The sequence below is a fragment of the Streptomyces sp. NBC_00873 genome (genome assembly GCF_045207415.1).
Taxonomy (GTDB): domain Bacteria; phylum Actinomycetota; class Actinomycetes; order Streptomycetales; family Streptomycetaceae; genus Streptomyces.
The window spans coordinates 2,642,638-2,658,414 of the sequence record NZ_CP108803.1 but is presented as its reverse complement, the minus strand read 5'-3'; the positions used below and the strand labels follow the sequence as shown (position 1 = coordinate 2,658,414).

Below are 15,777 nucleotides of genomic sequence, written 5' to 3'. Positions count from 1 at the left end.
TCGTCGTTATTCTGCGGCCTATGGGCTATCTACTGCGGTGCACTCTCTGCGTGGTGGCCGATCCCGGACCGGGCAGCGGCTGAGGCGGTCGAGGGCCGCTGAACGCCCGCTGGGGCGCATCCGCAGCGGGCGTTCCCCGTACTCCTCCAGCGCATGCGCGATCCAGCCCGCTGTACAGGACACCGCGAACACCGTCTCACCCGCCTCGGCGGACATGCCGGACGAGACCGAGAGCACGGCGAGCGCCAGGCCGACGTTGGCGTGCAGGGGGGTGTGGCGCGCGGTCGTGGTGACCACGTCGCGCGCCGCGGCCGGCGCGGGCGCCGCCTGCGGGACCTGGGCGAGCAGGGCGAACAGCGTCCGCACCTGCGGATCCTCGGCGGTGTAGAGCCGGTGTCGGAGCCCCGGCACCCTGCGAGGTGGAACGGCAGGTCGAGGAAATCCTCGCCGAGCTCAAGCCGGGCCGAGAGCTCCACACACACGTGGAGTTCTACGCCGGGGTCGTCATGGAGCTGTGCGGGATGCCGCGCGAGATGTTCACCCCGACCTTCTGTGCGGCGCGTGTGGTCGGCTGGAGCGCCAATATCCTGGAGCAGGCGGAGGACTCGAAGATCATCCGCCCGGCGGCCCGCTCCATCGGTCCGCTTCCGCCGCAGCCGGTACCGGCGCCCTGAGGTCCCCCCGAGGAAGGTCACCGTTGAGCCCGTCAGCACCGCCCCGCAGGCAGCAGATCCCGGTCATCGTCCTGGCAGGGTTCCTGGGTTCCGGCAAGACGACCCTGCTCAACCACCTGCTCCGCCACCGCGCGGGGAACCGGATCGGCGTGATCGTCAACGATTTCGGTTCGATCGAGATCGACGCCATGACCGTCTCGGGGCAGGTCGGCTCGACAGTTTCACTGGGCAACGGATGTCTGTGCTGCGCCGTCGACGCCAGCGAACTCGACACCTTCCTGGAGACGCTGACCCGCCCCGCCGTCGGCCTCGACGTGATCGTCATCGAGGCCAGCGGACTCGCGGAACCTCAGGAGCTCGTGCGCATGCTGCTGGCCAGCGACAACCCGCACATCGTGTACGGGGGACTGGTCGAGCTCGTCGACGCCGCCGAGTTCGACGCAGTCCGGGAGCGCCATCCGGAGATCGACCGGCACCTCGGCGTCGCCGATCTTGTCGTGCTGAACAAGACGGACCGGGTCACGGACGAGGAGAAGGACCGCATCCGGGACGCCGTCGCGGCGACCGGCAGCAGGGCGGCCGTTGTCTCCGCCGCGTACGGACGCATCGACCCGGAGCTGCTCTTCGACCCGGCGCTGCGGCCGGACGGCGAGGAGCGGATGCGTCAGCTCTCCTTCGAGGACCTCCTGCTGGACGAGGAGGGCGGCGAGACGCACGCCGGGCATCTGCACACCACGTACGAGAGTGTCTCGTTCAGCGCCGATGTACCCATGAACCCCCGCCGAACGATGGAGTTTCTCGACTCCCGGCCGGAGGGCCTTTACCGGATCAAGGGGTACGTCGACTTCGGCGCGGGAGACCGCGGCAACAAGTACGAGGTGCATGCGGTCGGCCGGTTCCTGCGGTTCGCCCCGCAGCCCTGGAAGCGCGACGAACCGCGCCTCACCCAGCTGGTGCTGATCGGCTCCGGCATCGACCCGGATGCCCTGCACAAGGAGCTGGCCGACTGCCGGGAGAGCACCGAACCGCCGGTGGAAGCAGAGCCGGCGCCGGACATGACGCAGGACGCCGCGCATGAGCAGAGCATGTGGGGCGTCCTGCGTTACGTACAACAGCCGGCCGACTGAAACCGACCGACGAATGCGGCCGACGGGATCCCGCCGGCTACACCGGTCCGGCGATCACCGCGATCGCCTTGGCCAGCGGCGTCCCCGAACCGTCGCGCCGCGGATCCGGCTCCGGCAGTTCGGACGGGGTGCCGTTCTTCTGCGCCGCCCGCGCCGGGATCGCACCCGCCCAGGCGAACACCAGGACGTCCTCGCCCTTGAGGAAGCGCTGACAGCGCACGCCGCCGGTGGCCCGGCCCTTGCGCGGGTACTGGTCGAATGGCGTGAGCTTCGCTGTCAGCTCCGAGTCGTCCAGCGTGCCGTGCGAGCCCGCCACCGTGAAGACCATCGCATCCGCCGCCGGGTCCACCGCGCCGAACGAGAGCACCTCGGCGCCCTCCGCCAGCTTCACGCCCGCCATGCCGCCCGCCGGCCGGCCCTGCGGCCGTACCTGGGCTGCCGGGTAGCGCAGCAGTTGTGCGTCGGACGTGATGAAGACGAGGTCCTCCTCGCCCGTGCGCAGTTCGGCGGCGCCGACGATCCGGTCACCGTCCTTGAGGGTGATGACCTCCAGCTCGTCCTTGTTGGCCGGATAGTCCGGAACCACCCGCTTGACGACACCCTGCAGAGTGCCGATCGCCAGGCCGGGGGAGGACTCGTCGAGCGTGGTGAGGCAGATGACCTCCTCACCGGTCTCCAGCGTGAGGAACTCCGAGACCTGTGCCCCGCCCGAAAGATTGGGCGCGGCATGGGTGTCCGGCAGCTGGGGCAGGTCGATCACCGCGAGCCGCAGCAGCCGCCCTGTCGACGTCACCACGCCGACATCGCCACGCGCCGTCGCCGGCACGGCCGACACGATCACGTCGTGCTTGGCGCGCTTGGCGTCCTCGGTGACGACGATCGGGTCGCCGGTGGCCGTACGGGCCAGCAGACCGGTCGAGGACAGCAGCACCCGGCAGGGGTCGTCCGCGACCTCCAGCGGCACCGAGGCGACCTGTGAACCGGCCGACTCCAGCAGCACCGTACGCCGGTCGGTGCCGAACTTCTTCGCGACCGCGGCCAGTTCGGTGGAGACCAGCTTGCGCAGCTCGGCGTCCGATTCGAGGATCGTCGTCAGCTCGTCGATCTCGGCGTTGAGCCGGTCCCGTTCGCTCTCCAGGTCGATCCGGTCGAACCGGGTCAGCCGGCGCAGCGGGGTGTCCAGGATGTACTGCGTCTGGATCTCGCTCAGCGAGAAGTGCTCGATGAGCCGCTCCTTCGCCTGCGCGGAATTGTCGCTGGACCGGATGAGCCGGATGACCTCGTCGATGTCGATCAGCGCGACGAGCAGGCCCTCGACCAGGTGCAGCCGGTCCCGGCGCTTGGTCCGGCGGAACTCGCTGCGGCGGCGCACCACGTCGAAGCGGTGGTCGAGGTAGACCTCGAGGAGCTCCTTGAGACCCAGCGTGAGCGGCTGTCCGTCGACCAGCGCCACATTGTTGATGCCGAAGGACTCCTCCATCGGCGTCAGCTTGTAGAGCTGTTCCAGCACGGCTTCGGGTACGAAGCCGTTCTTGACCTCGATGACCAGGCGCAGGCCGTGCTCGCGGTCGGTGAGGTCCTTGACATCGGCGATGCCCTGGAGCTTCTTCACCGAGACCAGGTCCTTGATCTTGGCGATCACCTTCTCCGGGCCGACGGAGAAGGGCAGTTCGGTGACGACCAGGCCCTTGCGGCGAGCCGTCACGTTCTCCACGGCGACCGTCGCACGGATCTTGAACGTGCCACGCCCGGCCGCGTACGCGTCCTTGATCCCGCCGAGGCCTACGATCCGGCCACCGGTCGGCAGGTCGGGTCCGGGGACGAACCGCATCAGGGTCTCCAGGTCCGCGCCCGGATGCCTGATCAGATGGCGGGCGGCGGCGATGACCTCGCCCAGGTTGTGCGGCGGCATATTGGTCGCCATGCCGACCGCGATCCCGGATGATCCGTTGACCAGGAGGTTCGGATACGCGGCGGGGAGGGCGACCGGTTCCTGTTCCTGGCCGTCGTAATTCGACTGGAAATCGACGGTGTCCTCGTCGATCGACTCCGTCATCAGCGACGTGGCGTCGGCCATCCGGCACTCGGTGTACCGCATGGCGGCCGGCGGGTCGTCGTTGCCGAGCGAGCCGAAGTTGCCGTGCCCGTCGACGAGGGGGAGCCGCATCGAGAACGGCTGCGCCATCCGGACCAGCGCGTCGTAGATCGACGTGTCGCCGTGCGGATGCAGCTTGCCCATGACCTCGCCGACGACGCGGGCACACTTCACATAGCCGCGGTCGGGGCGCAGCCCCATCTCGTTCATCTGGTACACGATGCGGCGGTGCACCGGCTTCATGCCGTCGCGGGCGTCCGGCAGGGCCCGTGAGTAGATCACCGAGTACGCGTACTCGAGGAAGGAGCCCTGCATTTCGTCGACGACGTCGATGTCGAGGATCTTCTCCTCGAAGTCGTCCGGCGGCGGGGTCTTCGTACTGCGGCGGGCCATCGCTGCTGCGACTCCTTCACAGATCTGTTCGGGCAACCTCTGGTTCTGACGCGGACCATTGTGGACCGCCGCACTGACAACGCCGACCTCGACCCGTCCCTAGGCCCTGTCCGGCCGATCTTCGTGGGCCCGCGACGTCTGGCACGGCACCTCGCCGCGTTGTCGGAGTCGTCCCAGTACGTCCAGTACGAGGGCGATCCTCCGCCTTGCGATGCACCGCACCATACGCCGCAGGCTGATCCACGAAGATCGGCCGGACAGGACCAAGCGCTCTTTAACGCGAACTTCCACGGAACGGGAACTTCGCCAGGTGTCGGTGCGCTTGCTTACAGTGGCAGGTCTCGCAGGAAATCCAGTATCGCGATCGAAGGGACGTACATGCCCATGGGTCACACGGCCACAGCCCAGGCCGGCTCCGGCGGCTTGACAGCGACCGAGCACCGTCTGGCCAACGGCCTGCGCGTGGTGCTCTCCGAGGACCATCTGACCCCGGTCGCCGCGGTGTGCCTCTGGTACGACGTCGGGTCGCGCCACGAGGTCAAGGGGCGCACGGGTCTGGCTCACCTCTTCGAGCACCTGATGTTCCAGGGCTCCGGACAGGTCAAGGGGAACGGACACTTCGAGCTGGTGCAGGGCGCCGGCGGCTCCCTCAACGGGACGACCAGCTTCGAACGCACCAACTACTTCGAGACGATGCCCACGCATCAGCTGGAACTGGCCCTGTGGCTCGAAGCCGACCGGATGGGCTCGCTGCTCGCCGCGCTCGACGACGAGTCCATGGAGAACCAGCGGGACGTCGTCAAGAACGAGCGCCGCCAGCGGTACGACAACGTTCCGTACGGCACGGCGTTCGAGAGGCTGACCGCCCTCGCCTACCCCGAGGGCCACCCGTACCACCACACCCCGATCGGCTCGATGGCCGACCTGGACGCGGCGACGCTCGAAGACGCGCGAACCTTCTTCCGTACGTACTACGCGCCCAACAACGCGGTGCTGTCGGTCGTCGGCGACATCGACCCCGATCAGACGCTCGCCTGGATCGAGAAGTACTTCGGCTCCATTCCGTCCCACGACGGCAAGCAGCCGCCGCGCGACGGCACGCTCCCGGAGATCATCGGCGAGCAGCTGCGCGAAGAGGTCCACGAGGAGGTCCCGGCGCGGGCGCTGATGGCCGCCTACCGGCTGCCGCACGACGGCACCAGGGAGTGCGACGCCGCGGATCTCGCGCTGACCGTGCTCGGCGGAGGCGAGTCCTCCCGGCTGCACAACCGCCTGGTCCGCCGCGACCGTACGGCCGTTGCGGCAGGTTTCGGGCTGCTGCGGCTGGCCGGCGCGCCCTCGCTCGGCTGGCTGGACGTGAAGACGTCCGGCGGTGTCGAGGTGGCGCAGATCGAGGCCGCGGTCGACGAGGAGCTGGCCCGGTTCGCCGCCGAGGGCCCCACGCCCGAGGAAATGGAGCGCGCTCAGGCACAGTTGGAGCGCGAGTGGCTGGACCGGCTCGGTACGGTCGCGGGCCGCGCCGATGAACTCTGCCGGTTCGCCGTGCTGTTCGGCGACCCGCAGCTCGCGCTGACCGCCGTCCAGCGGGTCCTCGACGTCACCGCGGACGAGGTCCAGGCGGCGGCCAGGGCCCAGCTGCGCCCCGACAACCGGGCGGTGCTCGTCTACGAGCCGGTCGAGCCGGCCGAATCCGCCGACGCGGAAGCCGACGAGACGGACACCGACACCGACGTGCACGAAGGGGCGGACAAGTGACCGACGCTGCCGCGACTGGAGTATCGATGGAGTACCACCCGCAGCCGACCCCCGGCACGGCCAGGCCCTGGGCCTTTCCCGCACCCGAGCGCGGCGCCCTGCCCAATGGGCTGACGGTGCTGCGCTGCCACCGTCCCGGCCAGCAGGTCGTCGCGGTCGAGATCTTCCTCGACGCCCCGCTGGACGCCGAGCCCGAGGGCCTCGACGGCCTGGCCACGATCATGGCGCGGGCCCTTTCCGAGGGCACCGACAAGCACTCCGCCGAGGAGTTCGCCGCCGAGCTGGAGCGTTGCGGCGCCACCCTCGACGCGCACGCCGACCATCCCGGCATGCGGGTCTCCCTGGAGGTTCCGGCCTCCCGGCTGGCCAAGGCGCTCGGGCTGGTCGCCGAGGCGCTGCGGGCGCCCGCGTTCGCCGACAGCGAGATCGAGCGACTGGTGAACAACCGGCTCGACGAGATTCCGCACGAGCAGGCCAACCCGGCCCGGCGTGCCGCCAAGCAGCTCTCCAAGGAGCTCTTCCCGGCCACGTCGCGGATGTCACGCCCACGCCAGGGCACCGAGGAGACGGTGGAGCGGATCGACTCCGCGGCCGTGCGCGCCTTCTACGAGGCCCATGTCCGGCCGTCCACCGCGACCGCCGTCGTCGTCGGCGACCTCACCGGTATCGACCTGGACGCCCTGCTCGCCGACACCATCGGCGACTGGACCGGGGACACCGTGGAGCCCCGTCCGGTCCCGCCGATCACCGCCGACGACACCGGTCGCGTGGTGATCGTCGACCGTCCGGGCGCCGTGCAGACGCAGCTGCTGATCGGCCGCATCGGCGCCGACCGGCACGACAGGGTGTGGCCGGCCCAGGTCCTCGGCACCTACTGCCTGGGCGGCACACTCACCTCCCGGCTGGACCGGGTGCTGCGCGAGGAGAAGGGCTACACCTACGGCGTGCGGGCCTTCGGGCAGGTCCTGCGCTCGACGGCCCCGGACTCCGCCTCCGGGGCGACCGGCGCGGCGATGCTGGCGATCAGTGGCTCGGTGGACACGGAGTCCACCGGACCGGCGCTCGACGACCTGTGGAAGGTCCTGCGGACGCTGGTGGCCGAGGGGCTGACCGACGCCGAGCGCGAGACCGCTGTGCAGAACCTCGTGGGTGTCGCCCCGCTGAAGTTCGAGACGGCTGCCTCCGTCGCCGGCACGCTCGCCGACCAGGTCGAGCAGCACCTCCCGGACGACTACCAGGCGCAGTTGTACGCCCGCCTGGCCGAGACCGGCACGGTCGAGGCGACCGCAGCCGTGGTCAACGCCTTCCCCGTGGACCGGCTGGTCACGATTCTCGTCGGCGACGCCGCGCAGATCGAGGAGCCGGTCAGGGCGTTGGGTATCGGAGAGGTGTCGGTCGTCACTGGCTGATGCACCAAAGTCCCGCAAAGAGGGGCAAAGAGAGACCCTGGCGAGTCGCTTCTCGCCAGGGTCTTCTCTTTTGTCTGGTTTGAGATGAAAGCTTCTTGCTTGCCCTGTGGGATGCGCTACAAAACGCCCTGTCCGTTTGGTGAATGAAAGTGCCCCCGCCTAGCGTCGGCTCCACTGTCCGTCACTCGTATGCCGCATCCGTGGCGCCGGGCAGTGATCGCCGAGTCCCCGTCAGCGCGAGCCCGGGGAGCCGGGGACCCACACAGTCCCTGGGGTGAATCGGATGCCGCGACCTCCTGCGAGGCCGGGGATCCGTAGGAGACCTTCCTGCTCCGAACCCGTCAGCTAACCCGGTAGGCGAGAAGGAAGGAAAGGACCAGCTACTTCATGGCGTTCACCCGCCCCACCGGGAAGCACCGTGCCCCGAGCCGCCTGAAGCGCAGGAGTGCACGCATCGCCGGAGTCGCGACGCTGGCGACCACCGGCGTCGTCGGCGGACTGGCCTCTCCGGCCCTCGCCACGGATGCCGAGGCCCCCGCCGTCAACGAAACCGGCCTGACCCAGATCATCGCCATCGAGGATGCCCTCGCCGGCCAGGTGGCCACCCAGGCCGAGGTGCAGAAGCGCCAGGCCGACGTCGCCGCGAAGGTGAAGGCGAAGGCTGTCGCGGCAGCCGAGGCCGAAGCGAAGGCCAAGGCGGCAGCGAAGGCCAAGGCCGAGGCCCGCGCCAAGGCGGCCCGTGACGCGAAGGCCCGCGCCGCCCGTTCCGCCGAGCGCACCCGCCTGGGCTCCTTCCAGCTCCCGGTCGCCGGTTCGTACGTCACCACCGGCTACAAGTCGAGCGGATCCCTCTGGTCCTCCGGCCGCCACTCGGGCATCGACTTCCACGCCGCCTCCGGCAGCTCTGTCGTCGCCGTCGGCGCCGGCACGGTCGTCGAGGCGGGCTGGGGCGGCGCATACGGCAACAACATCGTGCTGCGGATGACGGACGGCACGTACACCCAGTACGGCCACCTCTCCTCGATCGGCGTCTCCGTCGGCCAGAGCGTCGGCGCGGGCCAGCAGATCGGCCTCTCCGGCTCGACCGGCAACTCCACCGGACCGCACCTCCACTTCGAGGCCCGCACCACGCCTTCGTACGGCTCCGACATGGACCCCGTGGCGTACCTGCGCGCCCATGGCGTGAACGTCTGACCGACGTCCCATCCGCAACACCCCGCGGTGATGCCAGGGCGCTGGACTCCCAGCACGCCGAGCGGGCCACCGCCGCGCACCGGCTGCGCCGCGCGGGCGGTACCCCGGGCGGTGATGCCGGCGCCCCCGCTCCGGCGGCCGGGTGAGGACTTCGCAACATGCCGTAAACGCCGCGAGCGGCCGGCATTAACACATGCGACGTATACAAAAAGAAGTAAATGTGCGGGGCTTTCTTTGGGCTGCCTGAATTCGCTCCGAATGAATTGTCGGTATCCGAAAAAGAAAGAAGGAGCCGCGGCCCCGGTTGGGGTACCGCGGCTTCGCCACAGGAATAGACCCGACAGGAATCGGCCGGAAAGGCTTCCCCCTGATCGGAACCCTGGAATCAGACGGTCTCGGGGAGCTCCTCGAGCCCCTCGGTGACCAGCTTCGCCAGACGGTCGAGCGCGGCTTCCGCGTCGTCCGCCTCGGAGGCGAGCACGATCTCCTCGCCGCCGTGCGCGCCGAGACCGAGCACCGCGAGGATGGAGGCAGCGTTCACCGGGGGGCCGTCGGACTTGGCGATCGTCACGGGGACGCCGGACGCCGTGGCGGCACGGACGAAGATGGAAGCGGGGCGGGCGTGCAGGCCCTCGGCCCAACCGACATTGACGCGGCGCTCAGCCATGGTTCTGCCCTTCACGAATCAATGGTTGTCTAGACCAGTCTCTACCGCAGTGTGCTGGCTTCCCGCCGACCCGCAACCCGGCCCCAGCCCGTGCCGCACGGCCGATCGGAGCTCTCAGACTGCCCCGGCCCCGGGCGCTTCGCGACCGCTGACCGCGCCGTAGGCTTTGCCCATGCAGCCCACGCCGGAGCAGAGTCCGCACCACGCGTACCCCGACCACTGGGAAGCGGATGTGGTGCTCCGCGACGGCGGTACGGCCCGCATCAGGCCCATCACCACGGACGATGCCGAGCGCCTGGTCAGCTTCTACGAGCAGGTCTCCGACGAGTCGAAGTACTACCGGTTCTTCGCTCCTTACCCCCGTCTGTCCGCCAAGGACGTCCACCGCTTCACCCATCACGACTACGTCGACCGGGTGGGGCTCGCCGTCACGGTCGGCGGCGAGTTCATCGCCACCGTCCGCTACGACCGGATCGACGCGGCCGGCCGGCCGGCCTCCGCCCCCGCCGACGAGGCCGAGGTCGCCTTTCTCGTCCAGGACGCGCACCAGGGCCGCGGCGTGGCATCGGCGCTCCTCGAACACATCGCCGCAGTGGCGCGTGAGCGCGGCATCCGGCGCTTCGCCGCCGAGGTGCTGCCCGCCAACAACAAGATGATCAAGGTGTTCCGTGACGCCGGGTACACCCAGCAGCGCAGCTTCGAGGACGGCGCCGTCCATCTCACCCTCGACCTCGAACCGACCGCCGAGTCCCTCGCCGTCCAGCGCGCCCGCGAGCAGCGGGCGGAGGCGCGGTCGGTACAGCGGCTGATCACACCGGGGTCCGTCGCGGTCATCGGCACCGGCCGTAACCCCGGCGGGGTCGGCCGCACGGTTCTGCGCAACCTCCTCGGTGCGGGCTTCACCGGCCGTACGTACGCCGTGAACAGCTCGTTCGCCGCCGACCAGGGAACGATCGACGGCGTCCCCGCACACCGCTCCATCGGCGAGATCGGCGAACCGGTGGACCTCGCGGTCGTCGCCGTGCCCGCGGACCGGGTCCCGGAGGCCGTCGCCGACTGCGGCGAACACGGTGTCCAGGGCCTCGTGGTCCTCTCCGCCGGATATGCCGAATGGGGTGCCGAAGGCAGGGAAAGGCAGCGCGAACTGGTCCGCCAGGCCCGCTCCTACGGCATGCGCATCATCGGCCCGAACGCCTTCGGGATCATCAACAACGCGGACGGCGTACGGCTGAACGCCTCCCTCGCCCCCGAGCCGCCCGCCCCGGGGCGCATCGGTCTGTTCACGCAGTCGGGCGCGATCGGCATCGCCCTGCTCTCCGGGCTCTACCGGCGCGGCGCGGGTCTGTCGACGTTCATCTCCGCGGGCAACCGCGCCGACATCTCGGGCAACGACTTCCTCCAGTACTGGTACGAGGACCCGAACACCGACGTCGCCCTGCTCTACCTCGAATCCCTCGGCAATCCGCGGAAGTTCACCCGCCTCGCGCGGCGCACCGCAGCGGTGAAGCCCGTCGTCGTGGTGAAGGGGGCCCGGCACAGCGGCAGCACCCCGCCCGGCCATGCGGTGCCGATCAGCCGGATCCCGGACGCGACGGTCTCCGCGCTCATGCGGCAGGCGGGCGTGATCCGTGTCGACACGGTGACGGAGATGGTCGACGCGGGCCTGCTCCTCGCCGACCAGCCCCTCCCGGAGGGTCCCCGGGTCGCGATCCTCGGCAACTCCGAGTCCCTGGGCCTCCTCACGTACGACGCCTGCCTGGCCGAGGGGCTGCGCCCGCGCCCGCCCCGTGACCTCACCACCGCGGCCACTCCGCAGGACTTCCGGGATGCGCTGGCGGAGGCACTCGCCGACCGGAGCTGCGACGCGGTGATCGTGACGGCGATCCCGTGGGTCGGCGAGAACGGCCAGGCGGAAACGGGTGACGGCGAGGTCCTGGCCGCCGCGCTGCGCACGGCTGCGGCCACGGGGCCGGCCAAGCCGGTGGCCGTGGTCCACGTGGAGATCGGAGGCCTGGCGGAGGCGCTCGCGGCGGCCAGCAGCACGGTCGCGGCGCCGCAGGTGGCCGCGACGGCTGCCCAGGGTGCTTCGGCCGCGACGTACGGCAAGGGCACCCCGAGCGTCACGAGCACCACAGGCACTTCAGCCACGCCGAGCACCACCGGCACCCCAGCTCCGCCCAATCCCCCGGCTCAGCCGAACGCTCCCGGCCCCGGTGCCCCCACGCCGTCCGCTCCCTCCACCGGCCGGATCCCCGCCTACCCCGCTGCCGAGCGTGCCGTCCGTGCCCTCGCCGAGGCGGTGAAGTATGCGCAGTGGCGACGACAGGCCGCGATGCCCGGCAAGGTGCCCGAGTTCCTCGACGACACCATCGACGAGGCAGGCGCCGCCGACCGTATCGACGCCCTCCTCGGGCCCGACCCCGATCCCCGGGGCCGTCAGCTCAGCCACGACGAGGCGCGCGAACTCCTGGGCCGGTACGGCATCTCCGTACGGCCGACGCTCCCCGCCCCCGGCCCGGACGCCGCCGTCGCCGCGGCTGCTCGGCTCGGCTATCCGGTGGCGCTCAAGACCACCGCACCTCATCTGCGCCACCGTGCCGACCTCGGCGGCGTCCGGCTCGACCTTGCCAACGAGACCGCGCTGCGCCGGGTGTACGGCGAGCTGACCGACCTGCTCGGCAAGCCTGCCGAGCTGCAGCCGGTCGTTCAGTCCATGGCACCGCGCGGCGTGGACACCGTCGTGCGGGCCACGATCGACCCGGCGGCGGGCGCCGTCCTCTCCTTCGGTCTCGCGGGCGCGCCCTCCGAACTCCTCGGGGACACCGCCCACCGCATCGTGCCGGCCACCGACCGCGACGCCGCCGAACTGATCCGGTCCATCCGGGCGGCCCCGGTCCTCTTCGGCTGGCGGGGGTCGGCGCCCGTCGACACCGCTGCGCTCGAGGAACTGCTGCTGAGGGTGTCCAGGCTCGTCGACGATCACCCCGAGGTGGTCTCCGTCGCACTGGAACCGGTCGTGGTCGCCACGCAAGGGCTGACCGTTCTCGGCGCGACCGTCCGGCTGTCGCCGCCACCGGCCCGCACTGACCTCGGCCCCCGTCGCCTGCCCAACTACTGAATCCACGGTCGATCTGCCGCAGGCCCTGTCCACAGCGTCCCCGGCAGTCATCCACCCCCCGTAGGATGGTCCGTATGGCGAAGACCGGTACGACGACCCAGGGGCTGCGCGCGGCGATCGAGCGCAGCGGCTACTACCCGGCCCTTGTGGCCGAGGCGGTGGAGGCCGCCGTCGGAGGTGAGCCGGTCGCTTCGTACCTGGTGCACCAGGAGACGACCTTCGACTCCAACGAGGTGCGCAGGCACGTCACGGTCCTGGTCCTGACGGACAACCGTTTCATCGTCAGCCACACCGACGAGCAGAACGCGGACACCAGTTCCCCGTCGCCGTACGCCACCACCTCCACCGAGTCCGTCAAGCTGGACCGGATCTCGTCGGTGGTGGTCAGTCGCGTCGTGGCCGACCCGGAGAAGTACGTCCCGGGCACACTGCCCCGCGAGGTCGTCCTGACCATCGGCTGGGGCGCGGTCTCCCGCATCGACCTGGAGCCCGCCGCCTGCGGCGACCCCAACTGCGAGGCGGACCACGGCTACACCGGCAGCTCCACCGCCGACGACCTGAGCCTGCGCGTCAGCGAGGCCGGTGACGGCCCGGACACGGTGCGGCAGACCCTTGCCTTCGCCCAGTCCCTCTCCGAGGCGACGGCCGCGACCGCGGCTACCGGCCGCTGATGGCCCAGCCGGCCTGGCAGGACCCCGTTCTGCTCCCTCTCGACACCGCGCCCGTCCCCGCGTACGGCAGCGGTTCGCTTGCCGATCTGCTGCCGACGCTCGTCGCCGGACAGGGCGTGCCCGGCTTCACGGCGGCGATACCGGAGCTCACCCCCGCCGACCGGAACTGCGTCTTCCTGATCGATGGACTCGGCTGGGAGCAGATCAAGGCCCATCCGGACGAGGCGCCGTATCTGCACTCGCTGCTCCCCACCTCTCGCGGGGGCACGGGCCGTCCCATCACGGCGGGCTTCCCGGCCACCACCGCGACCTCGCTCGCCTCGGTCGGTACGGGGCTGCCGCCCGGTGCGCACGGCCTGCCCGGCTACACCGCCCGTAATCCGGAGACCGGCGAGCTGATGAACCAGCTCCGCTGGAAGCCCTGGACCTCGCCGGCGATCTGGCAGCCGTACCCCACCGTCTTCCGGCTCGCCGACGAGGCCGGTGTGGCGACCGCGCAGGTCTCCGCCCCGACCTTCCAGCACACCCCGCTCACCGAGGTCGCACTGAGCGGCGGCACGTTCCACGGCAGGCTCTCCGGCGAGGACCGGATGGACCTGGCCGCGGACCGGCTCGCCGCCGGTGACCGGTCACTCGTCTACACGTATTACAGCGAGATCGACGGCAAGGGGCACCGCTTCGGCGTCGACTCCGACGCCTGGCGCGGCCAGCTGATGTACGTGGACGGTCTCGTGCAGCGCCTCGCCGAGCAGCTCCCGCCCCGCTCGGCGCTGTACATCACCGCCGACCACGGCATGATCGACATCCCGTTCGACGAACAGTCCCGGATCGATTTCGACGAGGACTGGGAGCTGCGCGCGGGCGTCGCCCTGCTCGGCGGCGAGGGCCGGGCCCGCCATGTGTATGCCGTCCCCGGCGCCGAGGCCGATGTGCTGACTGTCTGGCAGGAAGTGCTCGGCGAGCAGTTCTGGGTGGCGAGCCGGGACGAGGCGATCGCGGCCGGCTGGTTCGGTCCGAAGGTCGACGAGCGGGTGTACGGCAGGATCGGCGACGTGGTGGCGGCCGCCCGCGACGACGTGGTGGTCACTGCGTCCGTCCAGGAGCCGCACGAATCGGCGATGGTGGGCATGCACGGCTCGATGACCCCGGTCGAGCAGCTCGTCCCGCTCCTCGAAGTACGCTCGTAACCCGTTTTTCTCCCTCTCCTGTCCTTGCTGGACCGAAAGGTGTTCACCCCCTCATGCCCGAGCTTGTGTTCTTCTGCGGAACGGTGGACTGCGGAAAGAGCACCAACTCGCTTGGGAATCCGCCATCTCCTGCAGGGGCCGCCGAGCGCCGGTGCCCCTCGGTCTGCCCGCCCCGAAAGGTCACCCTCCTCTGATGTCCGAATTGGTATTTTTCTCCGGCACCATGGATTGCGGGAAGAGTACTTTGGCGCTCCAAATCGGACACAACCGATCGGCCCGCGGGCTCCAGGGCGTGATCTTCACCCGTGACGACAGAGCGGGCGAGGGCAAGCTGTCCTCCCGCCTCGGCCTGGTGACGGAGGCGGTGGAGGCCACCGAGGGGATGGACCTGTACGCGTACCTGGTCGCCCAGCTCTCCAAGGGCGGCAAGGCCGACTACGTGATCGTGGACGAGGCCCAATTCCTCGCCCCCGAGCAGATCGACCAGCTGGCCCGGATCGTCGACGACCTCGGTCTGGACGTCTTCGCCTTCGGCATCACCACGGACTTCCGCACCAAGCTCTTCCCAGGCTCGCAGCGCCTGATTGAGCTGGCGGACCGCCTGGAGCAGCTCCAGGTGGAGGCCCTGTGCTGGTGCGGCGCCCGCGCCACCCACAACGCCCGTACGATAGACGGCGAGATGGTGGTCGAGGGTGCCCAGGTCGTGGTCGGTGACGTGAACCGCCCGGCGGAGGAGATCGGTTACGAGGTCCTCTGCCGCCGCCACCACCGCAAGCGGATGACCTCTGCCGCGGCCCACGCCAGCGCCCTCTCCCCGGACGTCCTCCCGGTCAACCACGTCTGAACCTCTCTTCTTTCTTTGCAACGTGTCCGTCCCGTGGTTGTTTCTGGGAACGAGCCCCTCTGGCGCACTCAGCGGCTGAAACGAGCCGCAGTCTCGGGGAACACCCGTCCTTGTCCTGCGGCGTACTTGTCTGGCCTGTGCGGCCATGACGGCATACGCGCCGCGTGAACTGAGGGCAGGGTGCCGTCGCTACGGCAGGTCCGTGCGTCCACTACCGCTCGACCAGCACATTCGCGTCGAGGAGACGGACTCATTCGGCCAACCTTGTGGGGGTTCAACGGGCAGACGCAAATTGTCGAGTTTGTGGTCTGGCGGTTCCCCTGTTTGGTCGTCCACCTCGGTTCGCGCCTGGGGGCCGCGCCTATGCGGCTCGTCTCGGAGGCGTATAGATCGCCACACCCGCTCGTGGAGTTCGGCGATGCATGGGCTGCAGGCGAACATCGGCGCTTGCATGCCCGCGACGCTCGCTGGTCCGATCCATAAAACTCGTGTCCAGCGTTGGCCGCAGTACAGCCAGCAGACACCGTCAACCCATGCGTTCGAGTCATCGGTTTGGGCGGGGGTAGGCAGACCTTCGTGGGTGTACGCCGCGATCCCGGGAATCACCGGGTGGTTGAGCATGACGAGTCTCCAGTTCGGTCGG

The 15,777-nt window shown here is 70.0% G+C and carries 10 protein-coding genes, 2 pseudogenes and 1 riboswitch; of the genes and pseudogenes, 9 read left to right on the top strand and 3 right to left on the bottom strand.

Features of this window, described 5'->3' with window-relative positions:
- Nucleotides 1-25 precede the first annotated feature (25 nt).
- Nucleotides 26-417, bottom strand: a pseudogene (locus tag OH809_RS11925) (citrate/2-methylcitrate synthase); the annotation flags it as partial.
- Between OH809_RS11925 and OH809_RS11920 the strand changes: the two are divergent.
- Both OH809_RS11920 and OH809_RS11915 read left to right on the top strand, forming a co-directional pair.
- Nucleotides 417-674 (top strand): annotated as a pseudogene (locus tag OH809_RS11920) (citrate/2-methylcitrate synthase); the annotation flags it as partial. The pseudogenes OH809_RS11925 and OH809_RS11920 overlap by 1 nt on opposite strands.
- A gap of 23 nt (nt 675-697) precedes the next feature.
- Nucleotides 698-1,801, top strand: a complete 1,104-nt coding sequence (locus OH809_RS11915; protein ID WP_406422413.1) for a CobW family GTP-binding protein — start codon at nt 698-700, stop codon at nt 1,799-1,801.
- Nucleotides 1,802-1,838: 37 nt separating this feature from the next.
- Here the strand turns inward: OH809_RS11915 and OH809_RS11910 are convergent, their stop codons facing one another.
- A complete protein-coding gene (locus tag OH809_RS11910; RefSeq protein ID WP_406422414.1) occupies nt 1,839-4,289 on the bottom strand; it encodes a DNA topoisomerase (ATP-hydrolyzing) subunit A in 2,451 nt (816 codons plus the stop codon).
- A 378-nt stretch (nt 4,290-4,667) separates the two neighbouring features.
- Here OH809_RS11910 and OH809_RS11905 point away from each other — a divergent pair, with 378 nt between their 5' ends.
- The 3 genes from OH809_RS11905 (at nt 4,668) to OH809_RS11895 (ending at nt 8,647) form a co-directional block, all read left to right on the top strand.
- Nucleotides 4,668-6,044 carry a M16 family metallopeptidase gene (locus OH809_RS11905; RefSeq protein ID WP_406422415.1) on the top strand — a complete coding sequence of 459 codons (1,377 nt, stop codon included), beginning with the start codon at nt 4,668-4,670 and terminating at the stop codon, nt 6,042-6,044.
- A 26-nt stretch (nt 6,045-6,070) separates the two neighbouring features.
- Nucleotides 6,071-7,453, top strand: a complete 1,383-nt coding sequence (locus tag OH809_RS11900; protein WP_406425236.1) for a M16 family metallopeptidase — start codon at nt 6,071-6,073, stop codon at nt 7,451-7,453.
- A 208-nt stretch (nt 7,454-7,661) separates the two neighbouring features.
- A riboswitch (cyclic di-AMP (ydaO/yuaA leader) is annotated at nt 7,662-7,827 on the top strand.
- A 13-nt stretch (nt 7,828-7,840) separates the two neighbouring features.
- The gene (locus OH809_RS11895) at nt 7,841-8,647 is read left to right on the top strand and encodes a M23 family metallopeptidase (RefSeq protein ID WP_406422416.1); all 807 of its coding nucleotides are present in this window, start codon (nt 7,841-7,843) and stop codon (nt 8,645-8,647) included.
- Nucleotides 8,648-9,032: 385 nt separating this feature from the next.
- On the opposite strand, the gene OH809_RS11890 is transcribed toward OH809_RS11895, so the two are convergent.
- Nucleotides 9,033-9,314, bottom strand: a complete 282-nt coding sequence (locus OH809_RS11890; protein ID WP_406422417.1) for an HPr family phosphocarrier protein — start codon at nt 9,312-9,314, stop codon at nt 9,033-9,035.
- A gap of 172 nt (nt 9,315-9,486) precedes the next feature.
- Between OH809_RS11890 and OH809_RS11885 the strand changes: the two genes are divergently transcribed.
- From OH809_RS11885 to OH809_RS11870, 4 genes are all read left to right on the top strand, one after another.
- Nucleotides 9,487-12,432, top strand: a complete 2,946-nt coding sequence (locus tag OH809_RS11885; RefSeq protein ID WP_406422418.1) for a GNAT family N-acetyltransferase — start codon at nt 9,487-9,489, stop codon at nt 12,430-12,432.
- 74 nt (nt 12,433-12,506) lie between these two features.
- Nucleotides 12,507-13,103 carry a DUF5998 family protein gene (locus tag OH809_RS11880; protein ID WP_037701269.1) on the top strand — a complete coding sequence of 199 codons (597 nt, stop codon included), beginning with the start codon at nt 12,507-12,509 and terminating at the stop codon, nt 13,101-13,103.
- The gene (locus tag OH809_RS11875; protein ID WP_406422419.1) at nt 13,103-14,290 is read left to right on the top strand and encodes an alkaline phosphatase family protein; all 1,188 of its coding nucleotides are present in this window, start codon (nt 13,103-13,105) and stop codon (nt 14,288-14,290) included. The genes OH809_RS11880 and OH809_RS11875 overlap by 1 nt, the downstream gene beginning before the upstream one ends.
- Nucleotides 14,291-14,483: 193 nt before the next feature.
- Nucleotides 14,484-15,134 carry a thymidine kinase gene (locus OH809_RS11870; protein WP_406422420.1) on the top strand — a complete coding sequence of 217 codons (651 nt, stop codon included), beginning with the start codon at nt 14,484-14,486 and terminating at the stop codon, nt 15,132-15,134.
- Nucleotides 15,135-15,777: the final 643 nt, after the last annotated feature.

Excerpts from the sequence above, each read along its gene's own strand:
- OH809_RS11910 (WP_406422414.1), bottom strand. The coding sequence starts at position 4,289 with ATGGCCCGCCGCAGTACGAAGACCCCGCCGCCGGACGACTTCGAGGAG.
- OH809_RS11905 (WP_406422415.1), top strand. The coding sequence starts at position 4,668 with ATGCCCATGGGTCACACGGCCACAGCCCAGGCCGGCTCCGGCGGCTTG.
- OH809_RS11900 (WP_406425236.1), top strand. The coding sequence starts at position 6,071 with ATGGAGTACCACCCGCAGCCGACCCCCGGCACGGCCAGGCCCTGGGCC.
- OH809_RS11895 (WP_406422416.1), top strand. The coding sequence starts at position 7,841 with ATGGCGTTCACCCGCCCCACCGGGAAGCACCGTGCCCCGAGCCGCCTG.
- OH809_RS11890 (WP_406422417.1), bottom strand. The coding sequence starts at position 9,314 with ATGGCTGAGCGCCGCGTCAATGTCGGTTGGGCCGAGGGCCTGCACGCC.
- OH809_RS11885 (WP_406422418.1), top strand. The coding sequence starts at position 9,487 with ATGCAGCCCACGCCGGAGCAGAGTCCGCACCACGCGTACCCCGACCAC.
- OH809_RS11880 (WP_037701269.1), top strand. The coding sequence starts at position 12,507 with ATGGCGAAGACCGGTACGACGACCCAGGGGCTGCGCGCGGCGATCGAG.
- OH809_RS11875 (WP_406422419.1), top strand. The coding sequence starts at position 13,103 with ATGGCCCAGCCGGCCTGGCAGGACCCCGTTCTGCTCCCTCTCGACACC.
- OH809_RS11870 (WP_406422420.1), top strand. The coding sequence starts at position 14,484 with ATGTCCGAATTGGTATTTTTCTCCGGCACCATGGATTGCGGGAAGAGT.